General features: G+C 66.1%; 7 protein-coding genes (1 of these 7 cut by a window edge). 3 read left to right on the top strand and 4 right to left on the bottom strand.

Going from position 1 to position 19,414, the window contains the following annotated elements; genetic code table 11:
• Positions 1 to 79: 79 nt before the first annotated feature.
• Together IBX18_RS39515 and IBX18_RS39510 are read right to left on the bottom strand one after the other, a co-directional pair.
• On the bottom strand, positions 80 to 649 hold the full coding sequence (locus IBX18_RS39515) for a hypothetical protein (RefSeq protein ID WP_194838529.1): 570 nt from the start codon (positions 647 to 649) through the stop codon (positions 80 to 82).
• Positions 650 to 663: 14 nt separating this feature from the next.
• Complete coding sequence (locus IBX18_RS39510) at positions 664 to 1,875, bottom strand: nitric oxide synthase oxygenase (RefSeq protein ID WP_194838528.1); 1,212 nt, start codon at positions 1,873 to 1,875, stop codon at positions 664 to 666.
• Positions 1,876 to 2,822: 947 nt separating this feature from the next.
• On the opposite strand from IBX18_RS39510, the gene IBX18_RS39505 reads away from it, so the two are divergent.
• Positions 2,823 to 3,749, top strand: a complete 927-nt coding sequence (locus IBX18_RS39505) for a helix-turn-helix domain-containing protein (protein ID WP_194838527.1) — start codon at positions 2,823 to 2,825, stop codon at positions 3,747 to 3,749.
• A 49-nt stretch (positions 3,750 to 3,798) separates the two neighbouring features.
• Entirely contained in the window at positions 3,799 to 4,464 is a 666-nt protein-coding gene (locus IBX18_RS39500) for a hypothetical protein (protein WP_194838526.1), read from the top strand.
• Between the two features lie 115 nt (positions 4,465 to 4,579).
• Here the strand turns inward: IBX18_RS39500 and IBX18_RS39495 are convergent, their stop codons facing one another.
• Complete coding sequence (locus IBX18_RS39495; protein WP_194838525.1) at positions 4,580 to 4,948, bottom strand: hypothetical protein; 369 nt, start codon at positions 4,946 to 4,948, stop codon at positions 4,580 to 4,582.
• A gap of 264 nt (positions 4,949 to 5,212) precedes the next feature.
• On the opposite strand from IBX18_RS39495, the gene IBX18_RS39490 reads away from it, so the two are divergent.
• Entirely contained in the window at positions 5,213 to 5,434 is a 222-nt protein-coding gene (locus IBX18_RS39490; RefSeq protein ID WP_194838524.1) for a hypothetical protein, read from the top strand.
• Between the two features lie 115 nt (positions 5,435 to 5,549).
• Here IBX18_RS39490 and IBX18_RS39485 read toward each other — a convergent pair whose 3' ends face one another.
• Positions 5,550 to 19,414 carry the end of an SNF2-related protein gene (locus IBX18_RS39485; protein WP_194838523.1) on the bottom strand. It continues 15,751 nt past the right edge of the window, so the window shows 13,865 of its 29,616 coding nt (coding positions 15,752-29,616); its start codon lies off the right edge, out of view; it ends in the stop codon at positions 5,550 to 5,552.

Here is a 19,414-nt window from a genome sequence, read left to right as displayed (position 1 = left end):
CCGCGCAGCGCGATGATCGACATGACCAGGATCATCGTGCCCAGCGCGCCGTAGAGAAGGGCGGCGATGGTTGCGTGGCTCACCGCTTCTCCCCCGCTGGTGCGCTGGCGATGGTGGAGTCGTTCGATCGGGTTCGGGCGTCCAGTCGTGGTGTGGCGCTGTGAGGCATCCATTCGAGTTCGCCGACAAACACATCACTGGCGGCGATCAGGTCGGGTCGCCGGGTTCTCAATCGGGCGACGATTTGTTCATCGAGGACGTCGAGGGTGGTCGCGCTGTCGGGGTCCAGGTCGATGTCGAAGCGAAGCGAGCTCATCTGTGCAAACTCGGTGCTGTATTGCTCGCGGTCGGGATGGGCGGCAATGAATGCTGGGCTCAGACGCCAGCTTTCGAAGTCGGCGATCGAGACCCATAGGGTTATCGAAGCGAACAGGCAATGCCGGTAGTCGCCAGCGAGGCGGCGGAGGTAGAACCCTCGTGCGCGTGTGCCGGTGAGGGTGGCGCGCGTATCGGCGAACGAGGCGCTGATCCATGGCGCGAAATCGGCGGGGGCGCTGATGCAGTTGACGACGGCGAGAGTCGGGTCGGGAGAAGCTGGGGTGCCCAGAGCCGACGTGGTCGTCAGACAAGCGTCGGGGCGACGGTGCATGGGGTCTTCTTTCGTTAAGGCGTGCGGATGTTTTCGAGTGCGGTGTCGTTGGTCGGGGCCGGGTCGATGCCGAGCCGATCCAGCGGCGGGCACGGTTGCTGTACGAATCCGGGCCGCAGTTCAGGGCGGTCGTCGTCGTAGCGGTGAAGAGTCGGCACAGCGGATGCGGAGTGTCGACTGGTTCGGGACGCGCTGGCGGTGCGCCACTGGCCCGCTGGCGCGTGCCCGTCTGCGGTGTCGCGCACCGCCGATCTCACGCCGGGACGGCCGGCGATACGCACTCCGGCGGCGGAAAAGCTATGCAGGACCGCAGTGGTCAGTTCAGCGGCGGCACGCTCACACCGCACGGTCTCCTCGACGTGGGTGTCGAGTCCCAGTGCCGCGGCGACGACGCCCAGTTGGTTGTATCGGCGGGTGTCACCGAGGATCCGCACACCGATTTCGTCTCCGGTGTGCCACCCGCTCCACGGTGCGACCGGATAGGTGAGTCCGCCGATCTCGAGAGACATTTCGCTGACCGTGGGCACCGCGTGCCAACGCAGTCCGAGTTCATCAATTGCCGGGTGCCGGGGGTGCGTTATCGGGATCTGGTGAACGGTTTCTGGAGGTAGTGCGAACCATTCCAGCTGCCGCTCGGGGGTCTGGATCAATAGCGGCAGCACGTCGAATCGGGTACTGGAGCCCTGCCAACCCAGGCGTTGGAGGGTCCGGGTGAGGCCCACGTTTGCTTGGTCGCCAACGATGTTGTCGTCGTTGCGGTATCCGGCGTAGCTGATCAGTTGTGGGTTCAGGATGCGGAACCCTCGTCCGTCCGGGTCGAGCGGCGGCCCGACAGTGACCAGGGGACGCAGGCGGCCGCTGTTGTAGGCACGGTGGAGATGTTGGAAGCACGCGCCTGCGATCTCGGCGGCGCTCGCACAATGTCGTGCGTCGACGGTTTGCGCCGCACGCCAGAACGCGCGGCCCGCGCATCGACTGTTGTTGCGCCAGGCCCATTGCGCACCCGCGACGAGTTCGTCAAGGGTGTGGCGATAGGTGCCGTCGTGTTCGAGTGCGTCGAGGGCGGCACAGCGGCGGGCATCGGGTGCACCGAGCTGATAGAAGAAGACGTCGGCCTCGTAGAGCCGTCGACCGAGAGGCGCGCCCGAGGCTGAGCCGACCGGAGCGTACGTTTGCGCGGGTGGGCTGGCGTCCGCGTGCCGGTGGTGCGACTGGATGGTGTTCACCGCTGAGCCCCCTAATCGATTGACACAAAATGCCCGGCGCATAATTTCCAACCGGCAGAGCGATGCAATGTTCCAACACCCCGCGAATATGCCAGCGCTAGTTTTGCCGTATTGCATGCAGTCGGTGATCGCGTTTTGCCGCTACCGAACTGTATTCAATCTTTCTGGCGTGGGAGAAGATTGTCAACGGAATTCATCGCACTTATGGTGCAAATTCGCCTTACCCGCCTGACACAGTTGGTGCCATCCGCCGGGTCGGCTCACACATCGTGTGCCGATCGCGGAGAAATCTGCACTATATGTGCTGGTAGAAACTTTCACTGGGGATGCTCGCACTGTTTGTGCTAGTTGAGGTCTCTACCCGCACAGTCTGTGTCAGCGCCGCTCGACGGCCGCACCTCATGTACCGAACTTGGCGCCGAACACCATCGATATCGCCGAAATCGTTGACCGATATCCCCATCGCCTGGAATATGAAGGCCACACGATTCACATGATCGCTGGTGGAATCAATTCCCTCGGGCACAGCACTGGAATACCACTGCTAGGGACTTGTTAACCATCTGATTTGGGGAGACGAATGGACACCGTTGATTTCGCCTGGTCGGGCATACACAGGCGGGAATGTCGTTCGGGGGCTGCATGCCGGGGCCGCCGCGTGGGACACCGGCCTGATGCTGAACCCCGACGGCCGATAGGCACGGCCAGCCGCAGTGATCGGGGACCGATCCCCCACCAGGAAGGTTGTTTCCGTTGATCACGCGCACGCCAGCCGTACCGGCTCGACAAGTCAACATCCCGACACCGGCGGCGACCCGATTGCCGACCAGGCTCGCGACCGGGCTACCGCATTGGAAGTGGCGGCACGACCCGGCCCAGTGGGCCAATCCCCGTGCGGCACAGCCGCGTGACCCTCAGTCGAGCACTCGGGTCGATAGGAGCAAGACATGACAATTCAAGACGTTGGCCTGGCTAGTTCCGGGACGAGAGCCGTCAGCGCGATGGCGGTTCAACCCCGGCGAACGCCGGTCCGGCGCCTGGGCGAGCGGTACACCCCGATCGGGCACATTCTGCAGCGATACCGCGAGGAGGTTGGGCTTTCGCAGGAGGCGCTGGCCGAGCGTGCAGGGTTGTCGACCTCGTTGGTGTCGAAGATCGAATCGGGTGCACGGTCGGTCAGCTCGCAAACTATTTCCCTGCTCGCGCCGGTGCTCGAGTTGAACGACGCCACACGGGAGCGGTTGGTCTGGCTGACGGATCCAGAGCTGCGGCGCATCAAGGCTCCGCGTCCAGTACCGCGCACCCCGACCCCGCGTGAAACCGTTGTATTGCAGGCCAATCCGAACCCTGCGGCCTACCTCGAACCTGGAACGGGTGTGGTGGTCGCCGCCAATACGGCGTTCACCAGTACGTTTCTCGGACTGCGGATCGGCGACAGCGTTATCGAGTGGCAACTGCTGAGCCCTTGGGCGCGCGGCGTGCTGGCCGACTGGTATCTCGAAACACATTTGCGGGTGCGTTCCTGCCGTGAGGCGTTGACCGGATTCGTTCCCAACTCCTACATCGACGCCATGAAGACCCGGCTCCGGCAGGCGCAGGAGTTCGAGGATATGTGGCACAACCGGGTCGACGTCGACTACGCCGGCCGCAGTGTCCTTCGGCTGCGCCATCCCTCCGACGATCCCGATGACGTGCGCCGGATGTATGTCTTGGTGTCCTCCGACGACAGCCCATGGCGTCACCTGCAGCTCGTCCCGACCCAGGCTGACACTCTCGGCACGTCGTCCGACGACCCATCGATTACCGTGTTGACCGCCGAAAGCGCTCGGCGGCGCCCTGTTCCGGCCTGCATCCCGATGCGGGCGAGCAGCTGATGACACGGGCTGGAAGACCTGCCGACTCCTCCCGACCGGAGGTGGGGCTGTGAAATGGATTCGTCCGGACGAGGACTGGAAGCCCGCCCGCGGAATCGAAGCGGGCTATGTGTTGCTGGCGACGGCCAGCGCCTATCAGATCACCCCGGTCTGGGTGCGCCAGTACGTCGCGCGGATCGTTCCCTTACCGCTCGAACAGGTTTGCTTCGTCGCCGGCAACGACGATCTGTGGATGCTGCCCGAAGGTTCAGTGGTGACAGGGTTTTCCGTGCCGCTGCCAGACAGGCATCTGCTGCGCGAGGAGACGCCTCATGTCGAGGCTGAACTGTCGGCCGAGATGCGCGGCTTCTTGACTGGTTTGGTAGTACGCGGTGCGGTGGTCGTGGCCAGTTTCCAGGGGGCCATGGCAGACCTGTGCCGCGACCGTCTGTTGACGGCGTCCATCGACAACCCCGCGCGATGGCTGGTTCGGGCAACATCGACCGGCAATCGGCACATCACGATGACAGTTGACGGCCGCCCTGATGGCGGAGTGAAGGTCGAACAGGCCGTCGTTTGGCTCGGCGCCCGCCACCACCCAGACAACGAGCGCAGACTCGACCTGCCAGCCACGGCAGGTCGGCACGAGTTGCTCGACGCCGATCAGCTTGCCGAGATCGTGTTGCGATCCGTGAGTGAGATTTCAGTCAGCGCTCGCCACGAAGAATGTTGGTGACCGGCGGGATAGCGAGGGGAACGGTGCCGCCCGACAGCAGTGAGGTGACGTGCAGGAGAGACCCGTATGACCAGTGCTGGAATCACCCCAGCCGCAACCCCTGAGCGCGGGGCCCTTACTCCTCTTTCCGCCGGTAGCGGGTCGCTGCGGATCGCTCGGCTATGTCGGCGGCTCGGGCCAACTGGCGGACACTGACGCCGTTTTCGCGTGCGGCGGCCGCGGCGGCAAGTTCGACAGCGTCAACCACCATCGCGAGCCTGCGCGCGCCGGAGACTATGGCCAGTGCGAACACGCCGGGGGCGGCTTCGGGCATCACTTTGTCGGTCTCGCTCAGAGGTGCGACAGGGTCTGCGAGGTATTTGGCGACCGATGCGGTTGCGCGGGTGGCGAGATCGTCGACGTTCCATGGCTCGTTCACGCCGTAGTAGAGGCCATCTAGACCTGCGAGTCGAATTATTTCTGCGATTGGGTCAGGCCCGGCCATTACAGATACTCCCATCATGAGGGGTGCCTCATGAGGATATCATCATATCGAATTCAGCCTAGCAGTCGATACGGCCTCATCGAGCTGACCTCGTCGCTGCGAAACCGGCTACCGCCAGGCCGACGCAATTCGCGGGACTACTGATGGCATCGCGTATGGGAATGTCGTGAGTTCTCCTGGGAGCGAAGACATCAGTGGGCCAGCAGCAGCTGGCGCAGCGCGCCGTGCGCGGGCTGCCCGAGGCTAGCTCTATGCTTTCGCGTTATGTCCTTTCCGATAGCTTCGAGCGATCCGGTCCTGCGCACCGCGACGTGGACTGGCGATGACGGCGTCACCCATTTCGAGTGGACCGACGAGGACGGCATGCGCTGCGCCGAGGCAAGCATGGTGCGGAACGCTCCCGCGCCGGGACCGTGGCCCGGCACCGTCGCCGACCCCGGCACGCCCAGCTGGGAGACCTGGCGGACCAAGCTCGCCCGACGCTGATTCGCAGCTGCTTAGTCAGATCCTCACCACCACAACCACATCCGATGCGATTCGCGACGCTCCGGGGTTCAAAACACCTTCTGAGCGTCGCAACAACCTACGGCCGCGCTATAGCTCAGAGGCCAGTGCTCAGCGTCGTTGTCGCCGCGGGCTCCGGGGCCGGTGTGACACGCGTGATGTCAGCAGGAGCGATCGGGTGCGATGACGTACGGCCATGACCGGCTGCGGCTGCGGCCAGACTGGTGACGGCCGCGTCTTCAGTGGCCGGGTGCGTGAAAGCCGTTTCGGCAGTGGGAGTCTCAGGCTCGGGCGCTGGGACGGACATGTCGTGATCGGTGTCGAGGGCGTGGCGTGCTGGGCCTGTGGTGTCGGTGGTGTGTTCGGCGATGCCTTGGCGAGTCAGGGCCCAGACGATGTCGGCGACATCGGTGGTTTCGTCGACTACTTGCCCGTCCAGGACTGCGTCGAGGACTTTTTGTTTGGCTTGCAGCATTTCCCACATGGCGTCGTCGACGGTGCCTGGGACGACGGTGACTTGGTAGGTGACGGGTTGGGTTTGGCCGATGCGGTGTAGCCGTTTGGCCATCTGGATGAGTTCGCCTGGGGTCCAGGGAAGTTCGGCTTGGATGCCGTTGCGGGCGGCGGTGAGGGTGTGTCCGCAACCGCCGGCGCCGACCGCGACCGAGATGGCGGGCGCTAGGTCGATTGGCTGGGTCTGGAAGGCGTGTTTGTCGTGTTCTTTTTCCTGGACCGTTTGCCCGCCTTGGATTTTCAAGCCACCGAACCGTTCGGCGTAGCTGGCGACGACGTGGCGGTGGTGGGCGGCGATCATGACCTTCTGCCCTGCCTGGATCTGCTGGCGGGCCCAGGCTGTGACTGCGGGCATCTTGGCGCGGCCCAGGATCTCGCGCAGGGTGTTCAACCGCACCAGGTGCTCGGCGGATTCGGCGCGCATCCGCTTTTCCACCGCGGCGCTGAGTGGGTCCTCACCGAGTTCTTCGGCCAGTTCGACCGCGCGCTGGGTGAGGAAGGCGATCAGATCTTCTTCGGCGGCAGCGTATTCGGTCATCGCGGCGGCGTCGAGCTGGGCGGGGTCGAGCAGCATGGGGGTCATCTCGAATGGCGGCAAGTCCAGCACTTCGTCGGTCCGGCGCAGATATATTCCCCACGCTCGCAGCCGGTGATGGAGTTCGGGCAGATTCGATGCTCCGTTGTAGTCCAGGCCGTGCCCGCCCGAGCGGCGCTTGGGATCGCAGTAGCGGCGCAGGAAGTCCCAGTATTCGCCGAAAAGGTGCTGGGCTGTGGCGCGTTCTCCGGGTGGAGCGAGATGGCCGAGGATGATCAGTTGCTGGGCGAGCTCGCGCGGGCGGTTGACCATCGGGGTGCCGGTCAGATCCAGCACCAATCCATCGTTGCTGGCGACGGTGGCGCCGAGGGCGGCCAACGCCCGTGAACGCGCGGCGGTGGGTTCTTTGGCCATGTGGCCTTCATCGAAGATCACTGCCTCGGGCCCGAATTCGGTGGTGAGGTGCTCGACCCACAAGAACGTGTCGGGTTTGTTGCCGTCCTTGTCGGCGGGCGGTCGAGACGACAGGGCGGTGTAGCCGATGACGACGATGTCGGTGCCTGCGGGGATCGCGGTGGGGGTCATGCCCTCGGCGAGGAACACCTGCCGCCCGGGCAACGCGCGCGCGATTTCGGTGCGCCAGTTCTCGGTCAGGTCCGGCTTGCACACGATCACTGCGGGGAACCCCTGGGCACGGGCGACGGTGGCCAGGGAGGTCAGGGTCTTACCCAGGCCCATCATGTCGGCGTTGATGGCGCGGCGGTTGCGGTGCAGGTGCGCGACGCCAGCGTGCTGGTGCGGCATCAACGCCATGGTCTCCGACAACCCGGGCACGCTTACTGGTTCGCCGGCGGCGGCGACCGAGGACACCAGGTTGTCGGCTTGGGTGCGGGCTTGCTCGGTGAGCACGGCGCGTACGTCATCGGAGAGGCGCAGCCCGTGGCGGGTGTAGATGTCGAGTTGCTGGGCGGGTTCGATGTGGGTGCCGATACTGAGCTCGCGGTCGGTGTCGAAGCTGGTGCTGCCCAGCAGCCCGATGAGCTCATCGGCGACCCGTACGCGCAGGGCTGGTGGGCAAACGAGGACGATGCGGCCTTCTCGCAGGAGTACCTGGTCGGCGGTGTCGTGGGCGAGGATTTGGGTGGTCAGCGCGTTGTGGGCGTCGGGGTCGAGCTTGAGCTGGTGCTTGGTCAGGACCTCGCGCACCCGATGTGGATCGATGTTGTGGTCCAGAGGCAGGCAGTGCGCGTACAGGCCGTCATTCCAGGTGCGGCCGCCGTTGAGGATGCGTAAGTCCTCGTTGAGCTGTTCGGAGAACTCGGCGCGGATCACCAACCGGTCTCCCGCGAGGGTGACCGCGACCGGCGTGTACTGGTCGGGGTCGGCGGCGACTTGGTCCCCCAGCGCCCGGATCGCGGGGTCGACGTCGATGCCGTAGGTGTCGGCCAGGGCGATGACCTGTGGCAGGGACGTCAGCGGGAATTCGTTGGTCTGGGTGTCGAAGTTGTAGTCGCGCCCGGGGATTCGTTTGGCCGCGGCGACGAGTTCGGGGTTGTAGCGGCGGAAGCCGAGGAGCACCTTCTCGTCGACGATTTGTAGGTAGGTGCCGGTGGTGGCGCGCTGGCGGGCGCGGTGGGCTTGGCCATCCTCGCGGACGGTGGAGCGTGCGGCCCAGTACTGCTCGCGGCTGGCCTCGATCGGCTCGCTCAGCAGATCAGCGGGGGTGAGCCCGCCGAGCTGACGGTGGTAGCTGGTGAGCAGCCCGGCGGCGGTGACCGCGTGGTGGGTGTCCCACGAGTCGAGGCTGAGCCCTGCCAGGTAGTGCCCGATCGCTACGTCGGCGCCGCTGAAGCCGATGTCGTCGCGTTTGACCGCGCCGTCGCATACTCCGGCGAGCGTCTCGAGGGCCCAGTGCAGCCCGGACCATGGGTGCACGTCATGGCCTAGTTCCGGTGGGCCTGATGAGGTTTCGGCCGCGAGGTCAGCACTGTCGTTGTCGTTGTCGTGCGGTTCTTCGTGCGGTACGGGCGGGTCACTGACCGCCGGGGGTGTGCGCGGCGCTGAGGCGTGGGGGGTGTCGGTGTGCGCAGGTTCGGCGTGGTCGCCATCAGGCAGCGTCGGCTCGGTGGCGGGTGCGGCCGGGTCGCTGTCGGGCTCGATGTCGTCGGAGGCGTTGGTGTCGTTGACCGCTGTCCAGGCGCGGGCCTGGATGTCGTGTTCGGCGGCGATGGCTTCGCGTAGCCGGGTGATGTGTGCGCGGAGGTCGTCGAGTTCTTCGCGGGTCTCGTCGGAGAGGTTCTCGCCCTGGGTCGTGGCGAGATCGGCGAGGTTGGCTTCGCGTTCGTTGGCGACGACGAGTTTGCCGAGCAGGTCTTCTTCGGTTTCCTTCGAGCGGGCCAGTGGCCGGTAGGGGTTGTGCTCACGGGACTGGACGCGACCAGCCAGATCGTCGGTTTTGGCCGACAAGCGGGCGATGGCGGCGTCGAGTTCGGCGGTGTCGACGTCGAGACTGCTCAAGAGCCGCTCGAGGGCCATCACCATGGTGCGGCCGTTGGGCATCGTTCTGCGCCGCTCCCATTCCGGTCGCCGGTCCGCGGAGCTGTCGCGGCGGCTCGGGTCGGCCCATCCGAAGTCCAGCCAGAGATAGCGCCCCGTTATCCCGACCTCGGCTCGGTAGGGCAGTCCACCGAGCACGCCGAGTTCGATACTGTCGCCGGGGTTCGCCGTGGCGCTGAACTGCTTGAGTCGCACCGCCAACGCGGTTCCGGCGTCGTCGCGTTTGGCGTAGGTGCGGCCATCGACGGTCATGACGAACTTGTCGGCCTTGGTTGGGACTCGTTTGGTGAGCGCGTCGTGCATGAGCTGGCTGGCCGGGACCGCGGCGGCGAGGAAGCTTTGGCTGTAATGCAGTTCGCTGTCACGCAGGTCTTGCTCGTTGTCCCAGCCGCGGGCCAGCCCTTGCAGGCGGGCACGTTCGGCGGTGGCTTCTGCCAGCTGCACGATCGCCGGGTCGCCGGAGGCCAGTGCGGTCAGCACCGCGAAATTGACTGCCTCGGCGCCGATGTCGTCGAGCTCGCGGACGTCGAACCCGCGTTTCTGCAGTTGGTCGATGAAGCGTGCTTTGCGGGCGAGGGTGTTGAGCCGGAACTCGTCGAAGGTGCGTTCGGTGACGTAGTACAGAGTCCGGACCGCGTCGAGGGTGCCGGGGATCTCGGGCCGGTTGAGGTTGCCCTGGCGTTCGATGCGGCCTTCCCGTTGGGCCATGTCGGCGGGCCGCCACGGGTAGGACAGATGATGCAACGCGACGGCACGGTCCTGCACGTTGACCCCGGTGCCCATCATCTCGGTGCTGCCGATCAGCACCGAGACATGCCCGGCCCGGCAGTCGGCGAACAGTGCTTCTTTGCGCGCGTCGGTGTTGGCCTCGTGGATGAACCGGACCTTCTCGCTCGGGATCCCCTGTTCGGCAAGCCGTTCGCGGATGTCGTCGTAGAGGTCGCAGGCGTAGCGGGCTTGTGAACCTGGCGTTCCCTCATCGAGGAAGACCAACTGCAGCCCACCGGGCAGGGGTTGGGGGGTGAAGTCTTCCTCGGAGACCGGGTAAACAATGTCTTTGGTCTGGGCGTAGATCTCGGCGACTTTGTCGACCAGGGCCGGGACCTTGCTGCCGTCCTCGATATCGCCGCCGACCAGGCGCATGTCCAAGCTGGCCCGCAGGCCCTCGCCGAGGGCTTTGAGGACGCCGCCGGCGTCATTGATCCATTTCTGCTTGGGCAGAGCTTTGATGAATTCTCGTTGCGCGGCGCTGGCGGGAATGATGATTTTCTCCCCCCGCTGGCCGTCCTCGCCGTGCACGATCGGCGGGGTGGGTAGCTGGAGGTCTTCGGCGGTTTGGACGTCGGCGAATGTCCAGTAGGCCGCCATCAGCTCCGGCACGTTGAAGAACCGCGCCAGGCGGGCTTTCATCTTGTAGCCCTCACCCTTGGCGTCGGGTTCGAGGGAGGAGACGACTTCACCGAAGATCCCGACCCAGTTGTCGAAGACCTCGATGCCCATCTGTTCGAGCAGCTCCGGCGCCAGGTAGCGCATCATCACATACGCCTCGGTGACCGAGTTGGCGATCGGCGTGGCGGTGGCGAAAGTGGCGTAGCGGCCGGTGACGCTGGTGGCGCGCAGATAGTCGATGAGCATGTGCATCTTGGTGGCCTTGTTGGCGCCTTCGATGCTCGCCGACGGGATCCCGGAGATGGTCCGCAAGTTCTTGAAGTTGTGGGCTTCGTCGAGAAACAGATAGTCCACCCCGGTGTCTTCGAGGCACACCCCGGGATTGGTGGTCTTGTCGAGCTGTTCTTTGAGCAGCGCTTCAGCGTTCTCGAGGGTCGACTCGATCTGTTTGACCGTCATCGACTCCATGCCCGCGTCCTTGGCGAGGTCGAGCTGGTGGCGAAGGAATCCCAGTTCCCGGCGCATGTAGTTTTCCTGGGTTTCCTTGCGCAGCGGCACCCGGGTGAACGCCTCGTGGGTCAAGATCACCGCATCCCACTCGCCTCCGGCGATGCGGGCCATGAACTTCGGTGCGCGTTTTTCACCGAGATCGCTGGCGTTGATCGCCAGCAGTTTCGCGTTCGGGTACAGGGTGCGGAAGTCGGCGGTCCACTGCTTGAGCATGTGGTTGGGCACGACGATGCATGGTTTGCTGGCCATGCCGGTGCGCCGTAGTTCCATCGCCGCGGCGACGATGGTCGCGGTTTTTCCTGCGCCGACGACGTGGGCGAGCAGGGTTTGCCCGCACAGGATGCGCCGGATCGCCGCGTTCTGGTGATCGCGCATCACCCATCCGGGTAGGAGTCCCGGCAGGGTCAGGGCGCTGGTGTCGTGTTCGGTCGCGACGAGATTGTTGAGGGTGTCGTTGTAGATGCGGGCCAGCCGTTTGGCTCGGGCGGGGTCCGCCCACACCCATTCCTCGAACGCGCGCGCGAGTTTGCGGGCCTTTTCCTGGGCGGCGTCGGTGGCTTGCCGGTCGACGTAGACACGGTTGTTCTCTTTGTGGGTGACCTTGATCGTGGATTCGGTCTTGGTCAGCAGTGCGGCGAACAGCTCTTGGGCGCTGCGATCGCGGGTTCCCCATTCGCGGCGGGCGAGGTCACCGGAGTTGGCGCCGAGGACTTCCCAGATGACACCGCCGGCGTGTTTGACCGTCGCCTCCTCGAATCCGAGGTGGTGCAGGAACGCCTCGAACTCCTGCACCGGTATCCAGGGCGCTCCGACCTTGGCAGTGATCTCCGACGGGTACAGGTCGCGTGGTTGGACTTTCTCCAGCGCGTCGGCGTTCGCCTGGAAGGTCTGATCAGCTTCGGCGGCCGCGATAGCCTGGGTGAGCTTGGTGCGGACGTTGCCCGACAGGTACAGGTGGCGTGGAATCCACTCATCGGGGTCTTCGGGGTTGCGGAACGCCAGCCCGGCCTCCTCCACCTGGGCGACGGCTTGCAGGCGAGACACACCCAGCAGCGCGGCGACCCGGCCCATGTCCAGACGGCCGCCGCCCTGGTCGAGCGCGATCGCCACGGCGGTGTCGACGGTGTCGGCGTGGGTGGGTGACTGGCGGGGTTCGAGAACGCGGGCGTGGAGGACCTTCTGTTCGATACCTTTGCGGGCGCGGACATCCCAGCGTTCGAGCCCGAACAACAACGCGGCGTCGGGATCGTCGTCGATGTAGCTGAACGCGGTCCGCGACTTCCACTCATCGGGAACCTTCTTGATTCCCTGCTCTTTAGCGCGGGCACGTTCCTCGGGTGGAGTGAAGATCCGGTTCTGGCCAGGTTTGCTCAGCGGCGGGTTCGCGCTGCGGTAGCGCCGCCACGACTCCCGCAGCCGGTCGCGCATCCGCGTCAACTGCGCGGTGTCCCCGGCGACGTCGGTGGCGCCTTCGACCGCGTACAGCTGTTTGGTCAACAGCTTGAGTTCGATCAGCTGCACCAGCCGGTCCCGTTGGGTGGGGTGCACCTCGACCGGCACCGGCTCGCCGTCTTCGATGATGGTCGGGTTGCCGTCGCCGTCGAGATTCAGAGCACCCTCGGGCAGGTACTCCTCATCGAGCACCGGCACCTCGAACACCGGCTCCGGTTCGCGTTCGCTGATCCGGGCGGCCGCGGCAGCGACGTGCTCACCGAGGTCCTCGGAGGCGGGCAACCGTACCGACAGTTTCGGCCCGAATTGGCTTCCAACGGTGCACAGCTCGCCTGCCACCTGCTCGGGGTGGGCCAGGAAGTAGCGGTTCACGTCGACCGGATGCTCACTCCCGGGGAGCACTTGCGGCTGGGTGTAGAGCCAGGAGTCGTCGCCCGCCGGGACCTCGTCTTCGCCGCGGCGGCGCAGAACAATGATGTCGGTGACCACGTCGGTGCCGGCGGTGGCCGCATGGGCGCGCGCGGGCAACCGAACGGCGCCGACCAGATCAGCGAGACCGTGCAACTGTTCGCGGAAACTGGGATCGACGTTGTCGAGGGTGTAGCGGGAGGTGATCACCGCCAGGTACCCACCGGGTTTGAGGGCGTGGATCGACTTCCAGACCGCGTATTTGTGGATCAGAAGGTCGCGGTCGCGGTTGTAGACCCGGTCGTAGGGTTTGATGCGCTCGTCGAACGGCACGTTGCCGATGACCAGGTCGTAGGTCGGTTTGCTGACCGGAATGTCTTCTAAGGCTTTGTTTTTGATGGTGGCGTCGGGATAGAGGTAGGCGGCGATCGCCGCGGAGATCGGTTCGACTTCGATGCCGTCGATCTGAATCGGATCGGTGGTGTCGGTGGGCGCCAGGCCGATGAAATTGCCGCTGCCGCAACCCGGTTCGAGCACCTTTCCACCGTCGAACCCGAGGGCCCGCACCGTGTCCCACATGATCTGTACCAGCGTCAGGTCGGTGTAGTACGCGGTGGTGGTGTTGCGGGCTGCAGCCGCCCATTCGCTCTCGGACAGCAACGTCCGGATTTCGTGGCGCTCGTCATCGAGCTTGTGCCACTTCGCCAGCGCTGAAGCCTCACCGGCCGCAGGTTCGGCGGCAAAGACCCGCGGCAACGCTCCCCAGCCCGACCACTGCGCCAGCACCTGCTGCTGCTCGGCCGTCGCCGGAGCACCACCGGTTTGCAGTGCCCGCAGGGTACGCAAGGCTGCGATATTCGCCCGCGCCCGCGCCACCTCCCCCAGCGGTTTGCGCTCTTCGCGCCCGCGCGGGCGGAACCGGGCTAGATCTCCCGGTGCTCGGTGCCCGGCTCCTTGTCCTGCGGGCGCACCATCTCGTCGAACACCGTCTCTGCGGCTTGCATCTTCACCATCGACCGCTGTTCCTCGGGCACCCCGGCCATCATCTGGTCGACCAATGTCCCGATCCGCACCAGCATCCGATTGTCCAGACCGCGGAAGAACTCTCCCGGATTCGCCAGCTCCGCTAACGCTCGGGGCCGGTAGGTCTCCCAGAACTCCTGTGCGCGCCGGCCGTGCGGGCTCAACTGCGCCATCACCGCTCCCTTCACTCTTGCCGCGATCATCCTCTCCCGCCGACTCCTCGATCGCCGCGGCTTCCGGATTATCCCCGGCCACAACTCCGTTCGTCTGCGCGACGGTGGCGTGCGGCGGCCAATCCAGATCTCCGCTGGCCATGAAGCGGCGGATCTGGTCAGCGGTGAGGGCCTGCCCGTCGACGAGGTAGGTGATCCGCCCGCCGCGCTCGTTGTCGTACCCGGTGTCGAATTCCCGCCCGTTCTCGGCGGCCCACGCGCGCAGCCGGGTAGCCAGCGACTGTCGTGTCGATCCGGACGCGGCGACATCGGGTTGCGTGACCTCGGTGATATCGCGGGCTTGGTCGCTGTTGACCGGATCCGGCTGGGGTTCAACGGTCGATGATTCGGCGTCCTGGGCGGATTCGGAGTTCGTCTTCACGCCCGGGCTCGGTTGCCGGACAGGCGCGGCGGTGTCCGGTGCGCGATCGTGGTCGGTGTTTGCGTCGGGCCGGGGATCGGTTGGCGGTTCGATGGGGTAGGTCGGTGCCATCGGCAGCCCGGTCCAGACCTGGTCGACTATGCGCGCGATCAGTTCGGGCAGACGGTTGTCGTATCGGTTGTAGAACTGCTGAACGAGATCGACCACGCTGTGGTCGCCGTGCTTTGTGGCATCCTCGTGCCGCTGGTACAGATAGTCGTGGACGAACTCGCCGACGATCTTGTCGCTGAATTCGGCGAAACGGATGCGGCCGTTGGTCGCGGCGACTTGAGCCAGCCACGGGTTACGCATTGCTGCGCTGATGGTTTGGGCGTCCAGTTCTTCACTGGTCGCTGCCGACGGGATCGCGAGAGCGCTCCCGGCATCGGCACCGGCCTGCCGGGGTTGCCGCGGCTGCTCGGCGGTGGCTTGATCTAGGACGTCGGCGCCGCCGGTGGCGCTGGCGTGTGCAGCCGGGTCGGGCGCGAGGCGGCCGCCCGTATCAGGCGCGGTGCTGTCGGCGGCCGTGGTCGGGTCCCTGTCAGCACGGATGACTGATGTGTCCGGTGCCGGGTCCGATTGCTGGTCAACGGTTTCCAGCAACAGCGCCATCACATCGGCGTGTGTGACGCCGGGGCCGGGCAGCAGACCGCGGGGGGAGCAGGTGGAGCGGTTCGGGGTGAAGACGAACGGGCCGTACACCCCGCCCAGGTCCCACCGCAGTGCCAGCCGTTGCTCAGTGGCGGCATCGCCTCTCGACAACGTGATCCGCAGGAGCTTCTCGCGACCGTTGAGGGTCGTGAAGGCGTGCTCGGCGCGCCAGCCAGCCTCGGCAGCGACGGTGAGGGTCTCGACGGCATCGGCGGGCAGATGCTGAGGCGCTTCCCAGCGCGCATACTCCTCGGCGGCGTCGTAGGCCCATCCCCGCAGGACGCCCATGACCTCAGCGGCCGTCGCTACCGTGCCGATCTCAACGTTTTCGCCGCCGTTGGCCAGTTCATCGTCGGTGGCGTGCGCGATCAGCTCATACCCGTGCGCGGGTTCCTCGGACATGCGCACCGTGAACGGGCGATCACCGAGTTTGACGCCGAGCTCATAGAAGACGCTGCCCTCGTCGTCGAGATCGGAGGCGATCCACGGGGCGAACACCTCGAACGCCGGGTTGAACGCATCTTCTGCCAGCGGCACGATCTCGGTCGCGTATTGCTGGTAGGCGGCTTGAGCAGCGAGTGCGAGATGATCGGCGGTGGTGAGCCTCAGCTGCGCCTCCGCGGCGGCGATATCGAGGAGCTGGTAGGCGATCATCGGCGCGAAAACCTGATAGAGCGTGCCGTGACCGGTGGCCTCGAGCTGGGCCAGCAGGTTGTTCTCGCCATCGAGCGCGGCATGGATGAGCTGGCTGCGCACGCCAAGTTTCAACGGAGGTTCAGCACTGGGGGCGGGCAGCCCCTCGCCGGCGTCCAGGCCCGCGGCGGGGTTGAGCGGGGATTGCGAGGGGTCGCTGGTGTTCTCAGCCTCGTCGAGCAACTCTCGAAGGTGCTCGTAGCTGTCGAACCGGTCATCGCCTTGCCAGAGCGGGTCGGTCAGCTCAGCAGCGGTGAGCAGCTCGCGGGCTTGCGTGAAGTCCAGTCCAGCAGCGGCGCTCAGCGCATTGTGACGATGCTGGGCGGCATCGCTTGCCCGCTGGTGCTGACGCTGTGTGGCCTGCTGGATGCCGCCGAGGTGGCGGGCGTGCACACCCAAGTAGGTGTGCACGGCTTGCCAGACCGGCTCGCGGCCGTGTCGCGCGATCAGCGGTGCCAGCTCGCGCTCGCTTGTCAGGTCGGCAGAGGGTGTGCCGTTGGTGTGGAACCAGTGGTAGCGGTCCTGCACGACGCAGCGCAGCACCGCTAACTCCAGGTCGGTGAAGCGCGCCGCCGCATCCAGATCCGAGATCACCAGGCGCCACTGCTCGGTGTCCACGCGTGGACTCCAGCCTGGTCGTTGCCTGACGCGGCCACCCGCGAGGTGAGTCAGCAGTGTCGCGATGTCGTGGTCGTAGCCGGTGGCCTCGGAGTTGGCGGGCAGAGGCGCCGGGAGTTGCCCGAGATGGTGATGGGTCCACGAATCCGCTTGCCCAGCAGGCAGTTCCGTGGGGTGGTATCCGCGGTGCCGCAGCAGGGTGCGCATGCGGTCCGGGGTGATCGCACGCAGCGCCGCGGCGACCTCACCGCTGGGTCGGCCGCCTGGTCGCCAGTCGGCCAGGATCTCCAACTCGGCGGCGGGTGGAGCCGCTGGGAGGTCAGCGTGCTCGAGCCGTGGTTGGGCTGATGGGCCGGTCGCTGCCGGGTCCAGGTCGTTCCCGCCACCGCCTGCACCGGGTCTCCGGGCGGCCGGTGTCGCGGTGCCCGCCGTCGCGTCTGGTGCGACCGCGATTGTGGCGGCGGGTTGCGACCCGGGGCCCTCGCGGACGGTGAGGGTTGCGATATCGCGGCGTACGACCTTCAGGCGCGGCGAGAATCCGGTGTTGTCGGTATGGCCGCGCCGTGAGGAGGTGTTGTCGTAGGCCCATTCGTTGTCGCTGTATCGCCAGATCAGCGAGTAGTAGCGGGCCCCCTCGCTGGTGTCGGCGTACACGGTGACGGTGCAGCTGCTGCGGTCGGCGGTGACGGCTGGACCGAATACCTGCCAGCCTGCTTGCCGGGCCGCTGCCGCGATCGCTGCGGCGGCGGGGGCGGGATCGCGGGGGTGGGGTGCAGGCTGGGTGGCGGTGGTGTTGTAGAGGTCTGCTTCGACCTGGTGGAGTTGGCGTGCTTTGGTGGGTTGACCGGCACTGGACAGTTGCGGCGAATACAGCCAGGTGCCGTCGAGGTGGCGCCAGATCAGTTCCAGGTGTCGGGGTCCGCGGTCGGTGTCGGCGTCGAGCACGACCCGGCACAAACTGTGATCGCCGCGCAGTAGGTCTGGGCCTGTCACTGCCCAGCCCTTGGCGTCGGCGACCGCTGCCACACGAACGGCATCGGCGGCCATGTCGCCCAGATTCGGGTACTGCACAACGTAATCCACCGCTCGGGGCGGGAAGATGTCGCCGTGCCCATGCCAGGTTTCGTCGATGTAGCAGGAGATTCGGTCCGGCCGGAAGCGGAACCCGCTATCGGCGGTTTCCCACGGCAGCAGAATGCGCCAGTGTGGGTTGACATCGGTGCGCTGCAACGTCAGCCAGAAGGTCGACTCTGTCGACGGGCTCCAGTTGTGGTCTACCGACCACCCGAACTCCCTGGCCGAGGAGATCCAGGATTCGGCGGCCGGCGGAATGGCCGTGTGTCGCGCTATTTCCTCGTGGGCTTCCAGCTCTGCTTGGTTGTGGAGGTATCTGCGGATCGCCGTCCACACGTCGGTGACCGCGGCATCTGAGGCAACGTCGGAAAGTAGTTCGTCGCCGCCGGTGGGATCGAGAACGCGCACCTGGAAGCGACCGTCGCCGGTCAGGTCCAGGCGGAATCGGCGGTGCGCGGCTTGTAGTTCGAGGTGGCCTCGTCCGGATGCGTCGAGCTCGCAGCTGCGCACCGATTCGTGCATCGAGTAGGCACGGACCATCGCGGTGGTGGCGGCCTCGGGCGGGGAGGATGCGTGCTCAGCCCAGACCGCTGCCGCGACCTGCCGCGTCAGGTAGGCGATCAGTTCGTCGTTGTCGAAGTCGTTGGCTTCGCGGGCCAGGGCGCGCTCGTCGCGGTCGCGGATGCTCCAGTAACCGCTGGCCAGGGCATCGATGAGCGCGAAGTTTTCGTCGGCCGCCAAGAATGCCGCGAATCCTCGATACAGCGCGGGGTCGCCCGCGGCGGCCAGGCGCGGCAGACGCGACTCGACTTGAGCCGCCTCCCGCGCGTGGTCGGTGAGCAGATGCCGCACGACGCGGTCGGCCAGTTCACGGTCGAACCCTGCCGGTGCGACGGTGTCGCGGTGCGGCGGTCCTGGGTCGGGGCTTGGTGCCAGTAGTTGATGCGGGATACCGGCCAGGCCCGTGCCGTCAGCGCTGTCGAGTGCCGCGCCTATCTGCTGGCGCAGCATCTCGGCGGTCATCCCGACGCCGGCCCGATACTGTCGGCCCAGAACGACATCGAGGTCGAAGCCGCGGTTTTCCGCGGCGATCATGACCGCTGCCAAACCAGCCCAGCCGGGCGAACCGATCAGCTCTGCTGCGGCGTCAGCGCCGAGGGCGAATGCCAGTTGAGCTTCGGTGTCTTCGGCGGTGTCGAATTCGTGCGCTATCCCCGCGGTGGCGAGCCAGGCTACGACCTGCGCGGTGTGCTGGTCTGGGTAGGTGCCGTCCGGGCCGGGAAGATGCGCTGGGATCAGGGACGCAGCGAACTCGCGCAGCGCGTCGGCTTCGCTACCGGTGAGCGCGTCGGTGCCGAGCAACGATTCCAGGTGCTCCCACGGCGCGCGGTAGTCGCCATCAGCGCGGGTGGTGGCGTGCATGACCGCGTGAACCGCGACGAGCAACTCATGGACGCGATGGTCGGGCAGGGTGCCGAACGCCAGCTTCCACTGCTGGATGAGGGGGGCGAGTTCCTCGCGCAGGGTCCCGAACAGCTCCAGCCGCGCGATCTCGGAAACGTTGTACGCGTGGTGATGCTGAAGATGACCGGCTTGCCTGACCGCCTTGCGGTCGGCGGAGTCGACGGGAGCGATCTGGGCATCGATGAGCGCTAATTCGGCTTCGCGCCACAGGATTTCGGTCACGTCGCCGCCGAGCAGGGCGGCCGGGGCGAGTCCGTCGGCGAGGACCATGGTCTCGTGAGCGTGGTCGGCATACGCGCGCAACTGCTCGATGGTCGTGTTCGTATCGGCCCCGCCGGGAACGGCGTCCGCAGCGGGTGCACGGATCTGAGCGAACACGACGGCCGGTAGCAGGCCACGGTCGGCGGATAGGTCGGTGTCGTGTGAGAACCGGCTGCGGGCGT

It is taken from the genome of Nocardia sp. XZ_19_369 (assembly GCF_015355715.1).
Lineage (GTDB): Bacteria > Actinomycetota > Actinomycetes > Mycobacteriales > Mycobacteriaceae > Nocardia.
This window is presented reverse-complemented; position numbering and strand designations above follow the sequence as displayed.